Source organism: Rhizobium viscosum (genome assembly GCF_014873945.1).
In the GTDB taxonomy this organism is placed as follows: Bacteria; Pseudomonadota; Alphaproteobacteria; order Rhizobiales; family Rhizobiaceae; genus Rhizobium; species Rhizobium viscosum.
Genome location: NZ_JADBEC010000001.1, coordinates 2,678,098 through 2,692,928, shown reverse-complemented (window position 1 = coordinate 2,692,928; position 14,831 = coordinate 2,678,098). Strand labels below are relative to the sequence as shown.

Genomic DNA, 14,831 nt, shown 5'->3' with positions numbered 1-14,831 from the left:
ATCGCTTCCAACGATTTATCTTTATCATTCCGTTCGATAAAATCGAATTATCAATGGAGGCGGCATGACACTGGAGCAGCTCAGAATATTCGTAGAGGTGGCAGCGCGTCAGCACATCACGAAGGCGGCAGCGCACCTGAACATGACCCAGTCGGCCGTCAGCGCCGCAATCACCGCATTGGAGACACGACACGGCGTCACCCTCTTCGACCGTGTCGGCCGTTCGATCGTGCTGAACCGGACCGGCCAGCTGTTCCTGAAGGAAGCACAGGCCGTGCTTGCCAGCGCAAAGGCGGCGGAAGCCGCTCTCATGGACCTCTCCGGCCTCATGCATGGAGAGCTCACGATCATGGCGAGCCAGACAATCGGCGGCTATTGGCTGTCGCCGCGGCTTGCCACGTTCCGCCGAAATTATCCGGGCATCGAATTGGAAATCCGCATCGGCAACACAGCTGAAGTGTCTGACGCCGTTGCCAGTGGCGAGGTGGAAGTGGGCCTTATCGAGTGGCCGAGCGACAGGCGCGGCGTTTCGGCAAGGCAGGTCGCCCTGGACGAGATGATCGTTGTCGTTGCCTCCAATCACCCATGGGCGGACGGCAAATCACGCGGCCCGAGCGATTTTCCTCAGACGCAATGGGTCCTGCGCGAGCAGGGGTCCGGCACCCGCCTCGCCTTCGAAAGCCTTCTGCGAAGGGCCGGCCTCGATATCGATGCGCTTGATGTGGCGATGGTGCTGCCGGAGAACGAGCCGCTCGTCGGCGTCGTCGAAGCTGGCATCGGCGCGACACTGATGTCACGGAGCGTTGTTTCTATGAAGTTGCGCAACGGTCTTCTCACCGAGGTGAATGTGCCACCCCTGCCGCGTCCCTTTTTCCTGCTGCGCCATGAGGAGCGCTATCGCAGCAAGGCGGCCGATGCTTTCGATGCGATGATCTCAGCCTGACGCCTGCTTGAGCTGGCGTCCGTAGATCAGTGCTTCGGCCTCATGCTGCGGCATGGGTCTGCCGAGAAGATAGCCCTGCACCTCGCTGAACCCTTCGGCCCGCAGCTTCTGCAACTGCTCCTCGGTTTCGATGCCTTCGGCGAGTGTAACCGCATTGAAGCCGGAACCGATGCCGGCCACGGCACGTATGATCGCCAGATTGCCGGGATCCGTCTCGATGTCGGACACGAAACTGCGGTCGAGCTTGATCTTGTCGAAAGTGAAGGCACGCAGATAGCTGAGCGAAGAATAGCCCGTGCCAAAATCGTCGATGGCAATGCGAACGCCGAGTTCCTTCAGCGCCCGAAGCAGCGGCAGGCTCTGCACCACATCGGCCAGGAAGACGGATTCGGTGATCTCGATTTCCAGCCGTTCGGGGCGCAGACCCGTCTCATCGAGTGCCGCGACGACGCTGGCAAGCAGGCTTGCATGGCGGAACTGGCTGACGGACAGATTGACCGCGATCTTCAGATGGCCCGGCCAGGAAGCGGCCGCACGGCAGGCTTCCCGCAGCACCCAGTCACCGATCGGAATGATCAGTCCCGTCTCCTCCGCCAACGGGATGAACTCCATCGGCGGCACAAGACCGCGCACCGGATGCCGCCAGCGGATCAGCGCCTCGAAACCGCCGATGCCATCATCCTCGAGCTGGACGATGGGCTGGTAGTAAAGCTCGAACTGCCCGTGTTCCAGCGCATCACGCAGTTCACCGGTCAGATGATGACGACGCTCGGCCTCGAGCCGCATCGCGGGCTCATAGAAACGATAGGTCGAGCGACCGCTTTCCTTAGCGGCATAGAGCGCAAGATCGGCATGGCGCATCAGCACATCAGCTTCGGCAGCATCGACAGGAGCCAGCGCAATGCCGATGCTGCAGGTGACATGCTCCCGCGTGCCGTCGAGGTCAAAAGCCCTGGCAAGCGACCTGAGCAGCAGATCGGCAAAACGCTCTGCCCGGTCGGGCTCGACAAGCTGCAGCACGACCGCGAATTCATCACCGCCAAGACGCGCCACGAGGTCATCCCCATCGGCAAGCGCCAGCAGGCGTTCCGCTACCTGGCAGAGAAGCGCATCGCCTGCGGCGTGACCTTTGCTGTCGTTGATTGTCTTGAAATGGTCGACGTCGATGTAGAGCAGCGCCACCGGCTTTTCGATAGAAGCGGTAATGGCCTGCTTGCGGATATGTTTGGAGAAGGCCGCACGGTTCGGCAGGCGCGTCAGCGAGTCATGCATGGCAAGATGCGCAAGCCTCGCCTCCACTGCGCGCTCTTCCGTCACGTCGTGAGAGATGCCCAGCAGATAGCGCGGCTCCTTCCCTTCAGGCACCGGCAAGGCACGCTTGACGGTGCGAAGGATTCGCTTGCCGCCGTCGGCCCGCTCCATTGTCTCCTCGAAGCTGATCGTCGCACCGGCGACGAACGCCTCGTGATCCTGTTCGCGAAAGATAACAGTTTGCTCGGAGGGGAAGAAGTCCCGGTCCGTCTTTCCAACCACGTCGCCGGTATGAAAGCCCATGATCTCGCCGCACGCCTCGTTCAGCAGGATGTAGCGGCCATCCTCCTCCATATCCTTCACGAAGACGCCGACTGGCAGGTTGTCGACGATGCTGTCCAGCAGCGAACGTGTATCGGTGATCTGGCGCTGTGCGGCATTCACCTCGGTACGGTCCTGCACGATCGCCAGGATCGCAGCCCTTCCTTCGAAGCGCACTTCCCGGCCGTAGGTCAGAACTTCGATGGCCTCGCCATTGGCCTTCAGATGCGTCCAGCGCTCAGCCTTCTCCATGTCAGTGCGCTCATGAACGGCGCTAAGCATCCGCTCCCGTTCGGCAGCCGGACGGATATCGAGCACGGTCATGCCTTCGTAGTCCTCCGCGCTGTAACCATAGAGCATGAGCGCCGCATCATTGACGATCAGGAAGCGCAGCGTATCCGGATCGTAGACCCACATAGGAGAGGGATGCGTGGTAAACAGCGAACGGAAATCATCAACAAGAGCTTCGGATTGCCCGGATATCGTCTGAAACGAGGCCATTGAGAAATTCACGCAAAATTGGAACCAATATTGAAAGTGGTATAGCCGAGAAAGCTAAATAAAATCACAATCATAAGAGGCTCAAACTTTGAGCGCACGCCTGTAAAATAAGCAGTGAAAGTTTCTTAAACCGGCCATTTCACGGCTTGGTCGAGTGTTTCAGTGGCTGGTCAAGTCGAGGGCTTGACCGCAGGCCTGATTGTGAGGTGGAACCAAATCATTTCCAAAGAGTTATTTCCGGTTGAAAATACAACCCATCTGGATGGAGGCGATGATGGGCACATCCGCAATGACAGATCACGATAAAATCCGGGAATGGATCGAGGCCCGCGGCGGCCATCCCGCCCGGATGAAAAGCGGCCTCGTCGGCGTTGATTTCGGCAGGCAGGAAAGTTCTGTCGAGAACATTTCCTGGGACGAGTTCTTCAGGGTTTTCGACGCGAGCAGAGACACTTTTTTGCATCACGACACCAACGCCACCCGCCACTGATCGCAGGTCACTAATGACATGCGATGGACCATGTAAAAAACCGGCACGGAGACCGAGCTGGTTTTTTCACGTCTTTCCTTGGGAGGAAAACTCAGTCGACGTTGAAGGCCAGCAGCTTTGCCTGGCGGATCGCCGAATTGGCGGTCAACTGGCCTAGCACGACGTCGTCAACCGTGCCGTCAACGTAGAGCAGCGCAATGGCGTCGCCCCCCTGCTTGTCACGGCCGAGCTGGAAATTGGCGATGTTGACGCCGGCAGCACCAAGCGTCGTACCGATGAAGCCGATCATGCCGGGAACGTCGGTATTGGTGATATAGATCATGTGGCTTCCGACATCGGCGTCGAGGTTGATGCCCTTGATCTGGATGAAGCGCGGCTTGCCGTCAGAGAAGACCGTGCCGGCGATCGAACGCGTCATGGATTCCGTCGTCACCGTCAGCTTGATATAGCCATCGAAAACACCCGACTTATCACGCTTGACCTCGGAGAGGATGATGCCCTTTTCCTTGATCATGACGGGCGCCGAAACCATGTTGACGTCGGCCACCTGCGAGCGGATCAGGCCGGCGAGGACCGCAGAGGTCAGCGCGCGGGTGTTCATGTTGGCCGTGACGCCATCGTAAAGGATCTCGATTTCCTTGATCGGCTCTTCCGTGACCTGGCCCACGAAGGCGCCGAGAACATCGGCGAGCTTGATAAACGGCTTCAGGATCGGTGCTTCTTCCGCGGTGATCGAGGGCATGTTGATGGCGTTCGAAACCGCACCCTTGACGAGGTAATCGGCCATCTGCTCGGCAACCTGCAAAGCGACGTTTTCTTGCGCTTCGGTGGTCGAGGCGCCGAGATGCGGCGTGCAGACGACGTTCGGCAGGCCGAAGAGCGGGCTTTCCTTGGCAGGCTCGACTTCGAAGACGTCAAAGGCGGCGCCGGCGACATGGCCGGACTTGATGGCATCGGCAAGCGCTGCCTCGTCGACGAGACCGCCGCGGGCACAGTTGATGATGCGAACGCCGGGCTTGGTCTTGGCAAGCGCTTCCCTGTTCAGGATACCGCGCGTTTTGTCCGTCATCGGCACGTGCAGCGTGATGAAATCGGCCTGGGCGAGCAGCTCGTCGAGCTCGACCTTGGTGACGCCCATTTCCTCGGCGCGCTCCTTGGAGAGGAACGGGTCATAGGCAACGACGTGCATCTTCAGACCGATGGCGCGGGCGCAGACGATGGAGCCGATATTGCCGGCGCCGATGACGCCGAGTATCTTGCCGGTGATCTCAACACCCATGAATTTCGACTTTTCCCACTTGCCGGCCTGCGTGGACGTATCGGCAGCCGGAAGCTGGCGGGCAACCGCAAACATCAGGGCAATCGCGTGTTCGGCCGTCGTGATCGAGTTGCCGAACGGCGTGTTCATGACGATGATACCGCGACGCGATGCAGCCGGGATATCGACATTGTCGACGCCGATACCGGCGCGGCCGACGACCTTGAGGTTCTTGGCGGCTTCGATGATCTTCTCCGTCACCTTGGTGGCAGAACGGATGGCAAGGCCATCATAATTGCCGATGACTTCGAACAGCTTGTCCTTGTCCTTGCCGAGCTGCGGCTGGAAATCGACTTCGACGCCGCGATCACGGAAGATCTGGACGGCAGTTTCCGACAGTTCGTCGGATACGAGAACGCGAGGTGCCATTGGGGCCTCCTTCAAAGAGTTCAGCGATAAACTTGAATTGGGAATGCGAGGCTCCGCCATCAGGCGGAGCCGGATGCGATCACATCAGGCAGCGGCCTGGGAAAGCGCAGCCTTCTGCGTTGCAAAGGCCCAGGAAAGCCAAGGCATCAGCTTCTGCATGTCGGCAGTCTCGATCGTGGCACCAGCCCAGATGCGCAGGCCGGACGGAGCATCGCGGTAAGCGCCGATATCATAAGCGACGCCTTCCTTTTCGAGGAGGGCGACGAGACCCTTGGCGAAATTCGCCTGGCCATCGGCATCCAGAGCAGCCACATCCTTGTCGACGATCTTCAGGCAGATTGACGTATTGGATTCGATCTCCGGCTTGACGGCCAGGTTGGCGATCCAGTCGTTTGCGGCAACGAAATCGGCGATAGCCTTGGCATTGGCGTCGGCGCGGCCGATCAGGGCCTTGAGGCCGCCAAGCTGCTTGGCCCAGAGAAGCGCATCGATATAGTCCTCGACGCAGAGCATAGACGGCGTATTGATCGTCTCGCCCTGGAAGATGCCTTCGATGAGCTTGCCACCAGACGTCAGGCGGAAGATCTTCGGCAGCGGCCATGCCGGCTGGTAGGAGACCAGCCGTTCGACGGCACGCGGCGACAGGATAAGGATGCCATGCGCACCCTCGCCGCCGAGAACCTTCTGCCAGGAGAAGGTGACGACATCGAGCTTGGCGAAATCGAGGTTCTGCGCGAAAGCGGCCGAGGTCGCATCGCAGATCGTCAGGCCCTTGCGGTCGGCAGGGATGAAATCGGCATTCGGAACGCGGACGCCAGAAGTCGTGCCGTTCCAGGTGAAGACCACGTCACGGTCGAAATCGACGGTGGAAAGATCAGGGAGTTCGCCGTAACCGGCTTCGATCTTGCGAACGTCCTTCAGCTTGAGTTGGTTGACGACATCGGTAACCCAGCCGGCGCCGAAGCTCTCCCAGGCAACCATGTCGACGCCCCGCTCACCGAGCAGCGACCAGAGCGCCATCTCGACAGCGCCGGTATCGGAAGCCGGCACGATGCCGATACGATAATCCGCAGGCACTTCCAGAATTTCGCGGGTAAGATCGATCGCCTGCTTCAGCTTCGCCTTGCCGACTTTCGCGCGGTGCGAACGGCCAAGGGCCGCATCGGAAAGAGCTTCGAGCGTCCAACCAGGACGTTTCGCGCAGGGGCCAGAAGAAAAATGAGTGTTTTGCGGACGCACGTCCGGCTTTGCGGTATTTGCCATGTTGCTACCCTTCCAGATAGATGGCTCCTCGTTGGGGAGGAGTGTCCCGCCGCCGTGTTTATGGGCGAAGCCCGTCATAGTCAAGCGGGTCATGTCGTTTCTGGAGGCTATTTTGCCGCAGCGGCGATCACATCTCTGGTTACGCCGCGCCGCTGGCGGCGCGATCGCGAGCGTTGAAGATATCGCTGCCAATGCGGCGCGCCATCTCAATATGCGCGGCGCCATTTCCTGCATCCGAGTCGAGAAGCAGTTCTGACGTCGCTACAGGAGCACCACAATAGTCGAAAATGCCATGGTCTATTTGCGTTCTCATAGCGTTGAAATAACCGTGCCGTTCATAGGTGCCGGCATCCGCGCCGCCGATTCCGACGAGATGCACTCGCAGATGATGGAGCTTCTTCACAACCTTGCTGCCGGGCATGTCGTCATAGGCCCAGCCATTGGCAAAGACACGATCGATCCAGCCCTTCATCAAGGCCGGCATGGACCACCAATAGACAGGATAGACCAGGATGAGCGCGTCGGCGCGGTCGATCCTCGCCTGCTCGGCGACGACATCGGCAGGCGCATCGGCTTTCCGGCGATGCGCCGCAATATCGGCTTCGTTGAATCTCGGATCGAAAGCCTCTTCCGTCAGGTCTGCGATTTCGAAAGAGTTACCGGCATCGAGTGTCGCTATGCCTTCGGCAATCCCCGCGGCAACGGCGTGACTGAGAGAACCGGAATCGGGATGAGTGAAAACGATGAGTGCATGCATGTCGAAACCTCCTGATTGCGATTGCGGGCAAAGCCCCTCGCCTATATACTTTTCGTAAGCTACTTTTAGTAAGTTACTTTTCGTAGGTTACAATGTCAAGCGCCGACAAAGAACACAACAATACTCTTCCCCGCCCTCGTCGCCGACTCTCGAGAGAAGAACGGCATCGCCAGCTCCTGGATGTCTCGTGGCGGCTGATCAGAGAAGAAGGAACGGACGCGCTGACGCTGGGTCGCCTCGCCGAACAAGCCGGCGTGGCAAAGCCTGTCGTCTATGATCACTTCGGCACGCGGCCGGGATTGCTTGCGGAACTCTACCGCGAATTCGACGATCGTCAGACGGCGCTGATGGATACTGCGCTTCGCGAAAGCGGACCGGCGCTGAGCGACAAAGCCAAGGTCATGGCGGCCGCCTATATCGACTGCGTTCTCACGCAGGGGCGTGAAATTCCTGACGTCGTCGCCGCTTTGGCAAGTTCCCCGGAGTTGGAAAAGATCAAGCACGAGTGTCAGGTGGTTTTCATGGACCAATGCAGATCCGTGCTCACGCCCTTCGTTGGTGCAGGAACGATCGCCTCAGCCAGCCTTTGGGCCATGCTCGGCGCGGCCGAGACTCTCTCCTATGCCGCAGCAACAGGCGAGATTACTGCTATGCAAGCGGAAAGCGAGCTGTTCGAAATCATCCTGGCCATGGTCGCCAGAAACGTCGGTTGAAACGAAAAAACCGCCCTTTCGGGCGGCTTTCGAAATCCTTGAAACTATGGGCCTACTTGTAGACCGGCTGCTGCAGCGGAATTGCCGGCGGTTCGTAGGCCACGGGCTGAGCGCAGCCCCCGAAGAGGTAACGGGCGCCGACACGGGCTTCATGGACATTGACGCCGCGGTCGCGGCCCGGGCCGCCGTTTTCGTTGTAACCGAACATGCTGCCGCCATCGATATGCAGGTAGCGGTAGCCGACATCGGCCTTAACGTTGCAGGTCACGTCGATCGAGGCGCCGGCCATGAGGGCGTAGCTGAAGCGCCAGCTGCCGCGGCCGCCATGGACGACTTCGTCGTCGCACCCGCTGCCGTCATCGGCGCAGGCGACGTTGTGGAGATCCTTCCACTTGACGTAGGAACCACCGATACCGGCGCCGACATAAGGCGTGAAGTAGGCGTAGGTGCCGAGATCGACATAGGCGTTGGCGAGCAGCGTGTAGGCCGTCATCGACGATACGTCTCTCGACGTACATGCGATCACACACGCCCCAAAGTCGGCGCCGCCGCCGGCCGTCGAACCACGGAAGTCAGACTTGGTGAGATAGTCGAAGGTCAGGTCGGTGCGCAGATAGCTGTTGATCTGGTAACCGACACCACCGCCGACCGTCCACGCATCTTCAAGGTCCGCATCGTCGAAATCGGCTTCGAGAGCGTTGCTGCCCTGGAAGAACTTCGCGCCGCGCAGATCGGTGAAGGCGTAGCCAACATCACCGCGCAGATACCAGCCGGTGCTTTCACTGACGGCGACTTCCGGCGGCTGTTCCGGAATGGGTTCGACCGGAGCAAGATCGGCAGAATAGGCATTCGACGCGATCAACAGCGCGGCGAAGATACCGGACAAAGTTCGTTTCATGGATTCACCCCAGTCGGTTGCGTCGGCGCGCTGCAGGCCGCCAAAACGGATACGCTTTTATGGATAATGAATCGGAAACGTTAAAAGCTGCTTAACCATAAGAAGTAATGCGAATATTCACGGCAGAACATGTTTCGAAAAGTAAATGCCGGCCATCTGCCTGTCTCGACTTCCCGAATCGGGAGGGTGACGAATAAAGAATCCGTTCACACTTGCGAACAACGGATATCACCCCGCATGTTCCTCCACGATCGAACCGCTTAAGACAAATCGAAGATTTTCCACAGATGATCAGCCAGCATATGCAGAACAGCAACAAGCAGGCCGCCGAAACCATTCCCGATCTCTACGAGCGGCATGCCAAAGTCTGGGATACAAGCCGCGGCAAGACCCTTTTTGAACGGAGCTGGCTGGATCGCTTCACCGCACTGATCTCGCAGGGCGGGTCAATCCTCGATATCGGCTGCGGTTCCGGCGAACCTATCTCGCGTTATTTCATCGAAAGCGGCCACGCAGTGACGGGCATCGATTCCTCACCCAGCCTGATCGACATGTGCCGAACACGCTTTCCAAATTCCGACTGGCACGTCGCAGATATGCGCCGCCTGTCGCTCTGCAGAAGTTTCGATGGACTGATTGCCTGGGATAGTTTCTTCCATCTGCCCTTCGAGGACCAGCGGCGCATGTTTCCGCTGTTTCGCACGCATTCCAAGCCGGGGGCGGCGCTGATGTTCACCAGTGGCCCTGCACACGGCGAAGCTATGGGTGTCTTCGTCGGTGAGCCGCTTTATCACGGCAGCCTCAGCCCGGATGAATATCGCGCTTTGCTCACCGAACATGACTTTACAGTCGTCGCCCACAAGGCCGAAGACCCAGCCTGCGGCAACCACACGGTCTGGCTCGCCCAATACCAATAGACCGGCACCAATGAAAAAGCCGGCACGAAGGCCGGCTTTCAATCCTTTTTGCGCGCTTTCAGGCGGCGCTGCGCACGCTCGAAATCGTGCCGATCAGATCGTTGACGATACGCTCGATCTGCGCCCGGTCGTCGCCTTCCGCCATCACGCGGATCAGCGGCTCGGTGCCGGACGGGCGGATGACGAGACGGCCGTTCTTGGAAAGCTCGGCCTCGGCATCGGCAATCGCTTTGACCACCTGCAGATCCTCCAGCGGCTTTCCACCGGTAATGCGGACATTGCGCAGAAGCTGCGGCACCGGCTCGAACCGGCGGCAGACTTCGCTGACTGTCTTGCCCGTGCGCTTGACGGCGGCAAGGATCTGCAGCGCGGCAACCAAACCGTCGCCGGTCGTGCCATAGTCAGAAAGCACGATATGACCGGACTGCTCGCCGCCAACATTGTAGTTATTCTGGCGCATGTGCTCGACGACGTAACGGTCGCCGACCTTCGTGCGGGCAAGGCCGAGCCCCTTGTCATCGAGGAAACGCTCGAGGCCAAGATTGGACATGACGGTCGCAACGATACCGTTGCCGCGCAGCTGCTGGCTTTCGGCCCAGCTTTCGGCGATGACGGCCATCAGCTGATCGCCATCGACGATCGAGCCGTTTTCATCGACGATGATGACGCGGTCGGCATCGCCATCGAGCGCAATGCCGATATCGGCGCGCACTTCGTCAACCTTCTTCTGCAAGGCGACAGGGCTGGTAGAGCCGCAATTCAGGTTGATGTTGGTGCCATTCGGATCGTTGCCGATCGTCACCACGTCGGCGCCGAGCTCCCAGAGCACGGCAGGCGCCACCTTGTAGGCCGCACCGTTGGCGCAGTCGACCGCGACGCGCAGGCCCTGCAAGGTCACGTCGCGCGGCAAGGTGCGTTTGACGTGCTCGAGATAGCGGTAGATATCGCCATCGACGCGCTTGGCCCGGCCGATCTCCTCAGCCTTGGCAAGCTGTCCCGATAGATCCTTGTCCAGCAGATCCTCGATCTGCGCTTCGATATCATCGGAGAGCTTGTAACCATCAGGACCGAAAAGCTTGATACCGTTATCTTGGAACGGATTGTGCGAGGCCGAAATCATCACCCCGATATCGCATCGCAGCGAACGCGTCAGCATTGCAACTGCTGGCGTCGGAATAGGACCGAGCAGGAACACGTCCAGTCCCGCCGCGGTGAAGCCGGCCACGAGGGCATTCTCCAGCATGTATCCCGACAGGCGCGTGTCCTTGCCGATCACCACACGATGACGGTGGGCGCCGTTGCGAAAAATCGTTCCCGCGGCGATGCCGACCCGCATCGCAAGATCCGGCGTCATGGGGAAGATATTGGCTTCGCCTCGGATGCCGTCCGTCCCAAAATAGCGTCTCTTCATATGCACTCCTGCGCTTTCCGCGCGCCGTAGAAGCTTAGGCATTCCTCAAACAAGAAACCGGCTTCAAAGATTGATGCTGCGCCGAAACCTTGATCAGACTTGTCTTTAATCAGCGGAATGCCACAAAACCGCGTAACCGGCACGTAAATTACCAAGAAAACTGATTATATCCTGTTACCAATATTAAAAGAGCCGGATTCCCTGTGGAAATCCGGCTCTTTAGGCAAATTGCTGTTCAATTTCAGTGGGGCTGCGGTTCCAGCCCACCCTCGGGTTCATCACCCTTGGAAGCCGGGCGCGCACCGGCCTTCGGCACGGCCGAGCCGCGGCTCGGAGGCGAATCATCGCCAAGATCGCGCGCAGGCTTTTCGCCACGGATCAGAGCCTTGATCTCTTCGCCGGTGAGCGTCTCGTATTCGAGCAGCCCTTCGGCGAGAGCGACGAACTCGTCATGCTTTTCCGTCAGGATCGTGCGAGCCTGCGTATAGGCCTCATCGATCAGGCGGCGCACTTCGTTGTCGATCTTCTGCGCGGTCGCTTCGGAGACGTTCTTCGACTGCGAAACCGAATGACCGAGGAAGACCTCCTGCTGGTTCTCGCCATAGGCGACCTGACCAAGCTCGTCGGAGAAGCCCCACTGGGTGACCATCGCACGGGCAAGCTTGGTGGCCTGCTCGATGTCGGAGGAAGCACCCGAGGTGATGTTCTCCTTGCCGAAGGTCAGTTCTTCGGCAACGCGGCCGCCCATCATGATGCAGAGGCGCGAGATCATCCACTTGTAGCTCATCGAGTAGCGGTCGCCCTCAGGAAGCTGCATGACCATGCCGAGTGCACGGCCGCGCGGAATGATCGTTGCCTTGTGCAGCGGATCGGCGACGGCAACATTCAGTGCGGTGATGGCATGACCGGCCTCGTGATAGGCGGTGAGCTTCTTTTCCGCTTCGGTCATGGCCGAAGAGCGGCGCTCGGCACCCATCATGATCTTGTCCTTGGCGTCTTCGAATTCCTGCATGGTCACGACACGCTTGTTGCGGCGGGCGGCCATGAGGGCAGCTTCGTTGACGAGGTTCATCAGGTCGGCACCGGAGAAGCCGGGCGTACCGCGAGCCAGAACCTTGAGATCGACATTCGGTGCCAGCGGAACGTTGCGGGCATGAACCTTCAGGATGCGCTCACGGCCGACGATGTCAGGGTTCGGAACGACGACCTGGCGGTCGAAACGGCCCGGACGCAAGAGCGCCGGATCAAGAACGTCGGGACGGTTGGTCGCGGCGATCAGGATGATGCCTTCATTGGCTTCGAAGCCGTCCATCTCGACGAGGAGCTGGTTCAGCGTCTGTTCGCGTTCATCGTTACCGCCGCCGAGACCGGCGCCGCGATGGCGACCGACGGCGTCGATTTCGTCGATGAAGATGATGCAGGGTGCATTCTTCTTTGCCTGCTCGAACATGTCGCGGACGCGGCTTGCACCGACACCGACGAACATTTCGACGAAATCCGAACCGGAAATGGTGAAGAACGGCACGTTGGCTTCGCCGGCAACAGAGCGGGCGAGCAGCGTCTTACCGGTACCCGGAGGGCCGACAAGCAGCACGCCGCGCGGGATCTTGCCGCCGAGGCGCTGGAACTTCTGCGGGTCGCGCAGGAATTCAACGATCTCTTCCAGGTCTTGCTTGGCTTCATCAACGCCGGCAACGTCATCGAAGGTCACGCGACCATGCGCCTCGGTCAGAAGCTTGGCCTTGGACTTGCCGAAGCCCATCGCGCCGCGCGAACCGCCCTGCATCTGCCGCATGAAGAACAGCCAGACGCCGAGGATCAGGAGCATCGGCAGCAACGTTCCGAGATAGCTCAGAAAGCCGGAGGAACCATCGGTTTCCGGGCGCGCAGTGACAGCGACATTCTTGGATTGCAGGCGATCCAGCAGACTATCGTCGATCACAGGCGAATAGGTCTGGAAGGTATTGTTATTCTCCAGATATGTTCCGGTCAGCCTGTTACCGGTGACCACGACATCCTTCACGCGGCCCGCATCGACCTCACGCAGGAACTGCGAATAAGGGATTTCACGCGAACCCGTCTGCGCCGGAGCCGTCTGGAACATACTGAAGAGGGCGATCAGCAGAAGCGCTATGATCGCCCACAAGGCGAAATTACGTAAGTTAGGGTTCATTGAACTCCCCAGCAGTGGACGGTCGCCTCATGGCGGCCGTCATATTTGGTCTCTAACATAGGGTTGCGCCAGGCCATTGCCAAGGCGATCCACTCTGTCAGATCGTTTTTCCGTCAATACTTCTTAAAGGCGGCTCCGCATAGGGCGCCCTTGAGAAAACTGCCGAAAGCCTGTCTGCAAAAGTGAAATCAAATCGTGTCAAAAAGCGGTCGAAGGCCGCAAAATGGGGCGTCAAATCGACGGATTGGGCGGATTCCGGCAATAAGAGCCCTTGCCCTGCGGATATGGCCGGCCCAGAAGCAGCAGCCCGTTTCCACGCCGCCTTGGGAAGACCCTGACTCCGATCCCCCGTGTCTTGCTTGTCATCGGAACCCGGCGAGCCCAAGTCGGGCGCGGAAGACCCTTTACGCATTGTTGCCTCATTCACCGCACCGGCTTGTGTCGTAATTTCTATGGTCGCTGCCAACCTGTTTTTCGCTTCGAATCTTCCATCCCAAACCCCTGCCTCCCCCGGCCGAAGCACCAGAGGCAGGATTCCGCGGCTCTCACGTGCCAGATAAAGCCCGTCACGCCGCAGATCGAATACCACACGGCCGACAGTCATTCGCCCCGGCTTGCCGCCTGTGGTAAATGCAAGAAGCCGCTCCATCTGTTTCCTTCCCGGCACAAACGGCTGCCCACCAAAAACGGCCGTCAGACGGCCAAGCGCATAATCAAGAATTCTGCGATCCTGCCTCAACCCGCCAGGCATCACCTGCCCGAGCAAACCGCCATGAAGCCTGAAATGGCGATGCAGCCATTCGGCTCCATCAGAAGAAAGAGCCAGCCGTTCTTCCCAGGCACGAAAAATATCCGTCTCGGCAGCGCCCTCAGCGGAAAGCTGCCGGCGCGTCCGCACACGCTCGTATTTCACATCTTCATTGCTGGGATCGTCGATCCATGCCACGCCGCGCGCGGTCAGAAAGCGACGGATATCTGCTCGAGTGGAGAAAAGGAGCGGCCGCAGGATCCAGAAATGCCGGTCGAACAGCACCGCATCCGCAATGCCGGTCGAAATCTGCTCCGTCCGCATTCCACGCATGTGCAGCGTTTCGCGCTGATCGTCCAGCGTATGTCCTGTCACGATGAGATCAGCGTCGAAGCCTTCCGCCGCCTCGGCAAGAAGACCGTAACGCGCCTCGCGTGCAGCCGCCATCATACCGGTTTTCGGCTTTTTCCCCTGCCAGACTGTTGTCCGGTGCGGAATGCCCATTGATGCGCAAAGAGTTGCGACCCGGCAGGCCTCATCCGCGGATTCGCGGCGTAGCGCATGGTCGACTGTCGAGGCGCAAAGGGAAATGGAAAGATCTGGTGCGGCCTTCAGCGCTTCATGGAGCAACAGGAGCAGGCCACTGGAATCGCTTCCGCCTGAGATCGCGACAAGAATGCGCGCGGGCGTCTTCAGCGAAGCGAGGAAACGGTCGATTGCCGCCTCGGGAGAAATCGGATCTTCCGGAAACAAGCCGG

General features: G+C 59.4%; 12 protein-coding genes. 4 read left to right on the top strand and 8 right to left on the bottom strand.

Translation table 11 applies throughout. The features are described 5' to 3' along the window. Positions 1 to 64: 64 nt before the first annotated feature. Positions 65 to 943, top strand: coding sequence for a LysR family transcriptional regulator (locus H4W29_RS13220; RefSeq protein ID WP_192729305.1), 879 nt, complete (start codon positions 65 to 67; stop codon positions 941 to 943). Here the strand turns inward: H4W29_RS13220 and H4W29_RS13215 are convergent. Then, entirely contained in the window at positions 935 to 3,016 is a 2,082-nt protein-coding gene (locus H4W29_RS13215; RefSeq protein ID WP_192729304.1) for a putative bifunctional diguanylate cyclase/phosphodiesterase, read from the bottom strand. The genes H4W29_RS13220 and H4W29_RS13215 overlap by 9 nt on opposite strands. A 271-nt stretch (positions 3,017 to 3,287) precedes the next feature. Here H4W29_RS13215 and H4W29_RS13210 point away from each other — a divergent pair, with 271 nt between their 5' ends. Continuing rightward, positions 3,288 to 3,506, top strand: coding sequence for a hypothetical protein (locus H4W29_RS13210; protein WP_192729303.1), 219 nt, complete (start codon positions 3,288 to 3,290; stop codon positions 3,504 to 3,506). Positions 3,507 to 3,597: 91 nt separating this feature from the next. On the opposite strand, the gene serA is transcribed toward H4W29_RS13210, so the two are convergent. The 3 genes from serA to H4W29_RS13195 form a co-directional block, all read right to left on the bottom strand. Continuing rightward, positions 3,598 to 5,193, bottom strand: a complete 1,596-nt coding sequence (serA, locus tag H4W29_RS13205) for a phosphoglycerate dehydrogenase (RefSeq protein WP_192729302.1) — start codon at positions 5,191 to 5,193, stop codon at positions 3,598 to 3,600. An 84-nt stretch (positions 5,194 to 5,277) separates the two neighbouring features. Further along, on the bottom strand, positions 5,278 to 6,456 hold the full coding sequence (locus H4W29_RS13200; RefSeq protein ID WP_192729301.1) for a phosphoserine transaminase: 1,179 nt from the start codon (positions 6,454 to 6,456) through the stop codon (positions 5,278 to 5,280). Positions 6,457 to 6,595: 139 nt separating this feature from the next. Further along, positions 6,596 to 7,213: an NAD(P)H-dependent oxidoreductase gene (locus tag H4W29_RS13195; protein WP_192729300.1), complete on the bottom strand. Its 618-nt coding sequence runs from the start codon at positions 7,211 to 7,213 to the stop codon at positions 6,596 to 6,598. 92 nt (positions 7,214 to 7,305) lie between these two features. Here H4W29_RS13195 and H4W29_RS13190 point away from each other — a divergent pair, with 92 nt between their 5' ends. Further along, a complete protein-coding gene (locus H4W29_RS13190) occupies positions 7,306 to 7,926 on the top strand; it encodes a TetR/AcrR family transcriptional regulator (protein WP_192729299.1) in 621 nt (206 codons plus the stop codon). Between the two features lie 52 nt (positions 7,927 to 7,978). Here H4W29_RS13190 and H4W29_RS13185 read toward each other — a convergent pair whose 3' ends face one another. Continuing rightward, positions 7,979 to 8,824, bottom strand: a complete 846-nt coding sequence (locus H4W29_RS13185; RefSeq protein ID WP_192729298.1) for an outer membrane protein — start codon at positions 8,822 to 8,824, stop codon at positions 7,979 to 7,981. Between the two features lie 287 nt (positions 8,825 to 9,111). On the opposite strand from H4W29_RS13185, the gene H4W29_RS13180 reads away from it, so the two are divergent. After that, complete coding sequence (locus tag H4W29_RS13180; RefSeq protein WP_246517170.1) at positions 9,112 to 9,741, top strand: class I SAM-dependent DNA methyltransferase; 630 nt, start codon at positions 9,112 to 9,114, stop codon at positions 9,739 to 9,741. Positions 9,742 to 9,799: 58 nt separating this feature from the next. Here the strand turns inward: H4W29_RS13180 and glmM are convergent, their stop codons facing one another. From glmM to tilS, 3 genes are all read right to left on the bottom strand, one after another. Then, the gene (glmM, locus tag H4W29_RS13175; protein WP_192729297.1) at positions 9,800 to 11,152 is read right to left on the bottom strand and encodes a phosphoglucosamine mutase; all 1,353 of its coding nucleotides are present in this window, start codon (positions 11,150 to 11,152) and stop codon (positions 9,800 to 9,802) included. A gap of 241 nt (positions 11,153 to 11,393) precedes the next feature. Then, positions 11,394 to 13,325: an ATP-dependent zinc metalloprotease FtsH gene (gene ftsH / locus H4W29_RS13170; protein WP_192729296.1), complete on the bottom strand. Its 1,932-nt coding sequence runs from the start codon at positions 13,323 to 13,325 to the stop codon at positions 11,394 to 11,396. 97 nt (positions 13,326 to 13,422) lie between these two features. After that, complete coding sequence (tilS, locus tag H4W29_RS13165; RefSeq protein ID WP_192729295.1) at positions 13,423 to 14,826, bottom strand: tRNA lysidine(34) synthetase TilS; 1,404 nt, start codon at positions 14,824 to 14,826, stop codon at positions 13,423 to 13,425. Between the last annotated feature and the right edge of the window lie 5 nt (positions 14,827 to 14,831).

What these genes read in the sequence shown, in the direction of transcription:
- H4W29_RS13215 (WP_192729304.1), bottom strand. Translation starts at nt 3,016, where the DNA reads ATGGCCTCGTTTCAGACGATATCCGGGCAATCCGAAGCTCTTGTTGAT.
- H4W29_RS13195 (WP_192729300.1), bottom strand. Translation starts at nt 7,213, where the DNA reads ATGCATGCACTCATCGTTTTCACTCATCCCGATTCCGGTTCTCTCAGT.
- H4W29_RS13210 (WP_192729303.1), top strand. Translation starts at nt 3,288, where the DNA reads ATGATGGGCACATCCGCAATGACAGATCACGATAAAATCCGGGAATGG.
- H4W29_RS13185 (WP_192729298.1), bottom strand. Translation starts at nt 8,824, where the DNA reads ATGAAACGAACTTTGTCCGGTATCTTCGCCGCGCTGTTGATCGCGTCG.
- H4W29_RS13180 (WP_246517170.1), top strand. Translation starts at nt 9,112, where the DNA reads ATGATCAGCCAGCATATGCAGAACAGCAACAAGCAGGCCGCCGAAACC.
- glmM (WP_192729297.1), bottom strand. Translation starts at nt 11,152, where the DNA reads ATGAAGAGACGCTATTTTGGGACGGACGGCATCCGAGGCGAAGCCAAT.
- H4W29_RS13200 (WP_192729301.1), bottom strand. Translation starts at nt 6,456, where the DNA reads ATGGCAAATACCGCAAAGCCGGACGTGCGTCCGCAAAACACTCATTTT.
- serA (WP_192729302.1), bottom strand. Translation starts at nt 5,193, where the DNA reads ATGGCACCTCGCGTTCTCGTATCCGACGAACTGTCGGAAACTGCCGTC.
- H4W29_RS13190 (WP_192729299.1), top strand. Translation starts at nt 7,306, where the DNA reads ATGTCAAGCGCCGACAAAGAACACAACAATACTCTTCCCCGCCCTCGT.
- ftsH (WP_192729296.1), bottom strand. Translation starts at nt 13,325, where the DNA reads ATGAACCCTAACTTACGTAATTTCGCCTTGTGGGCGATCATAGCGCTT.
- H4W29_RS13220 (WP_192729305.1), top strand. Translation starts at nt 65, where the DNA reads ATGACACTGGAGCAGCTCAGAATATTCGTAGAGGTGGCAGCGCGTCAG.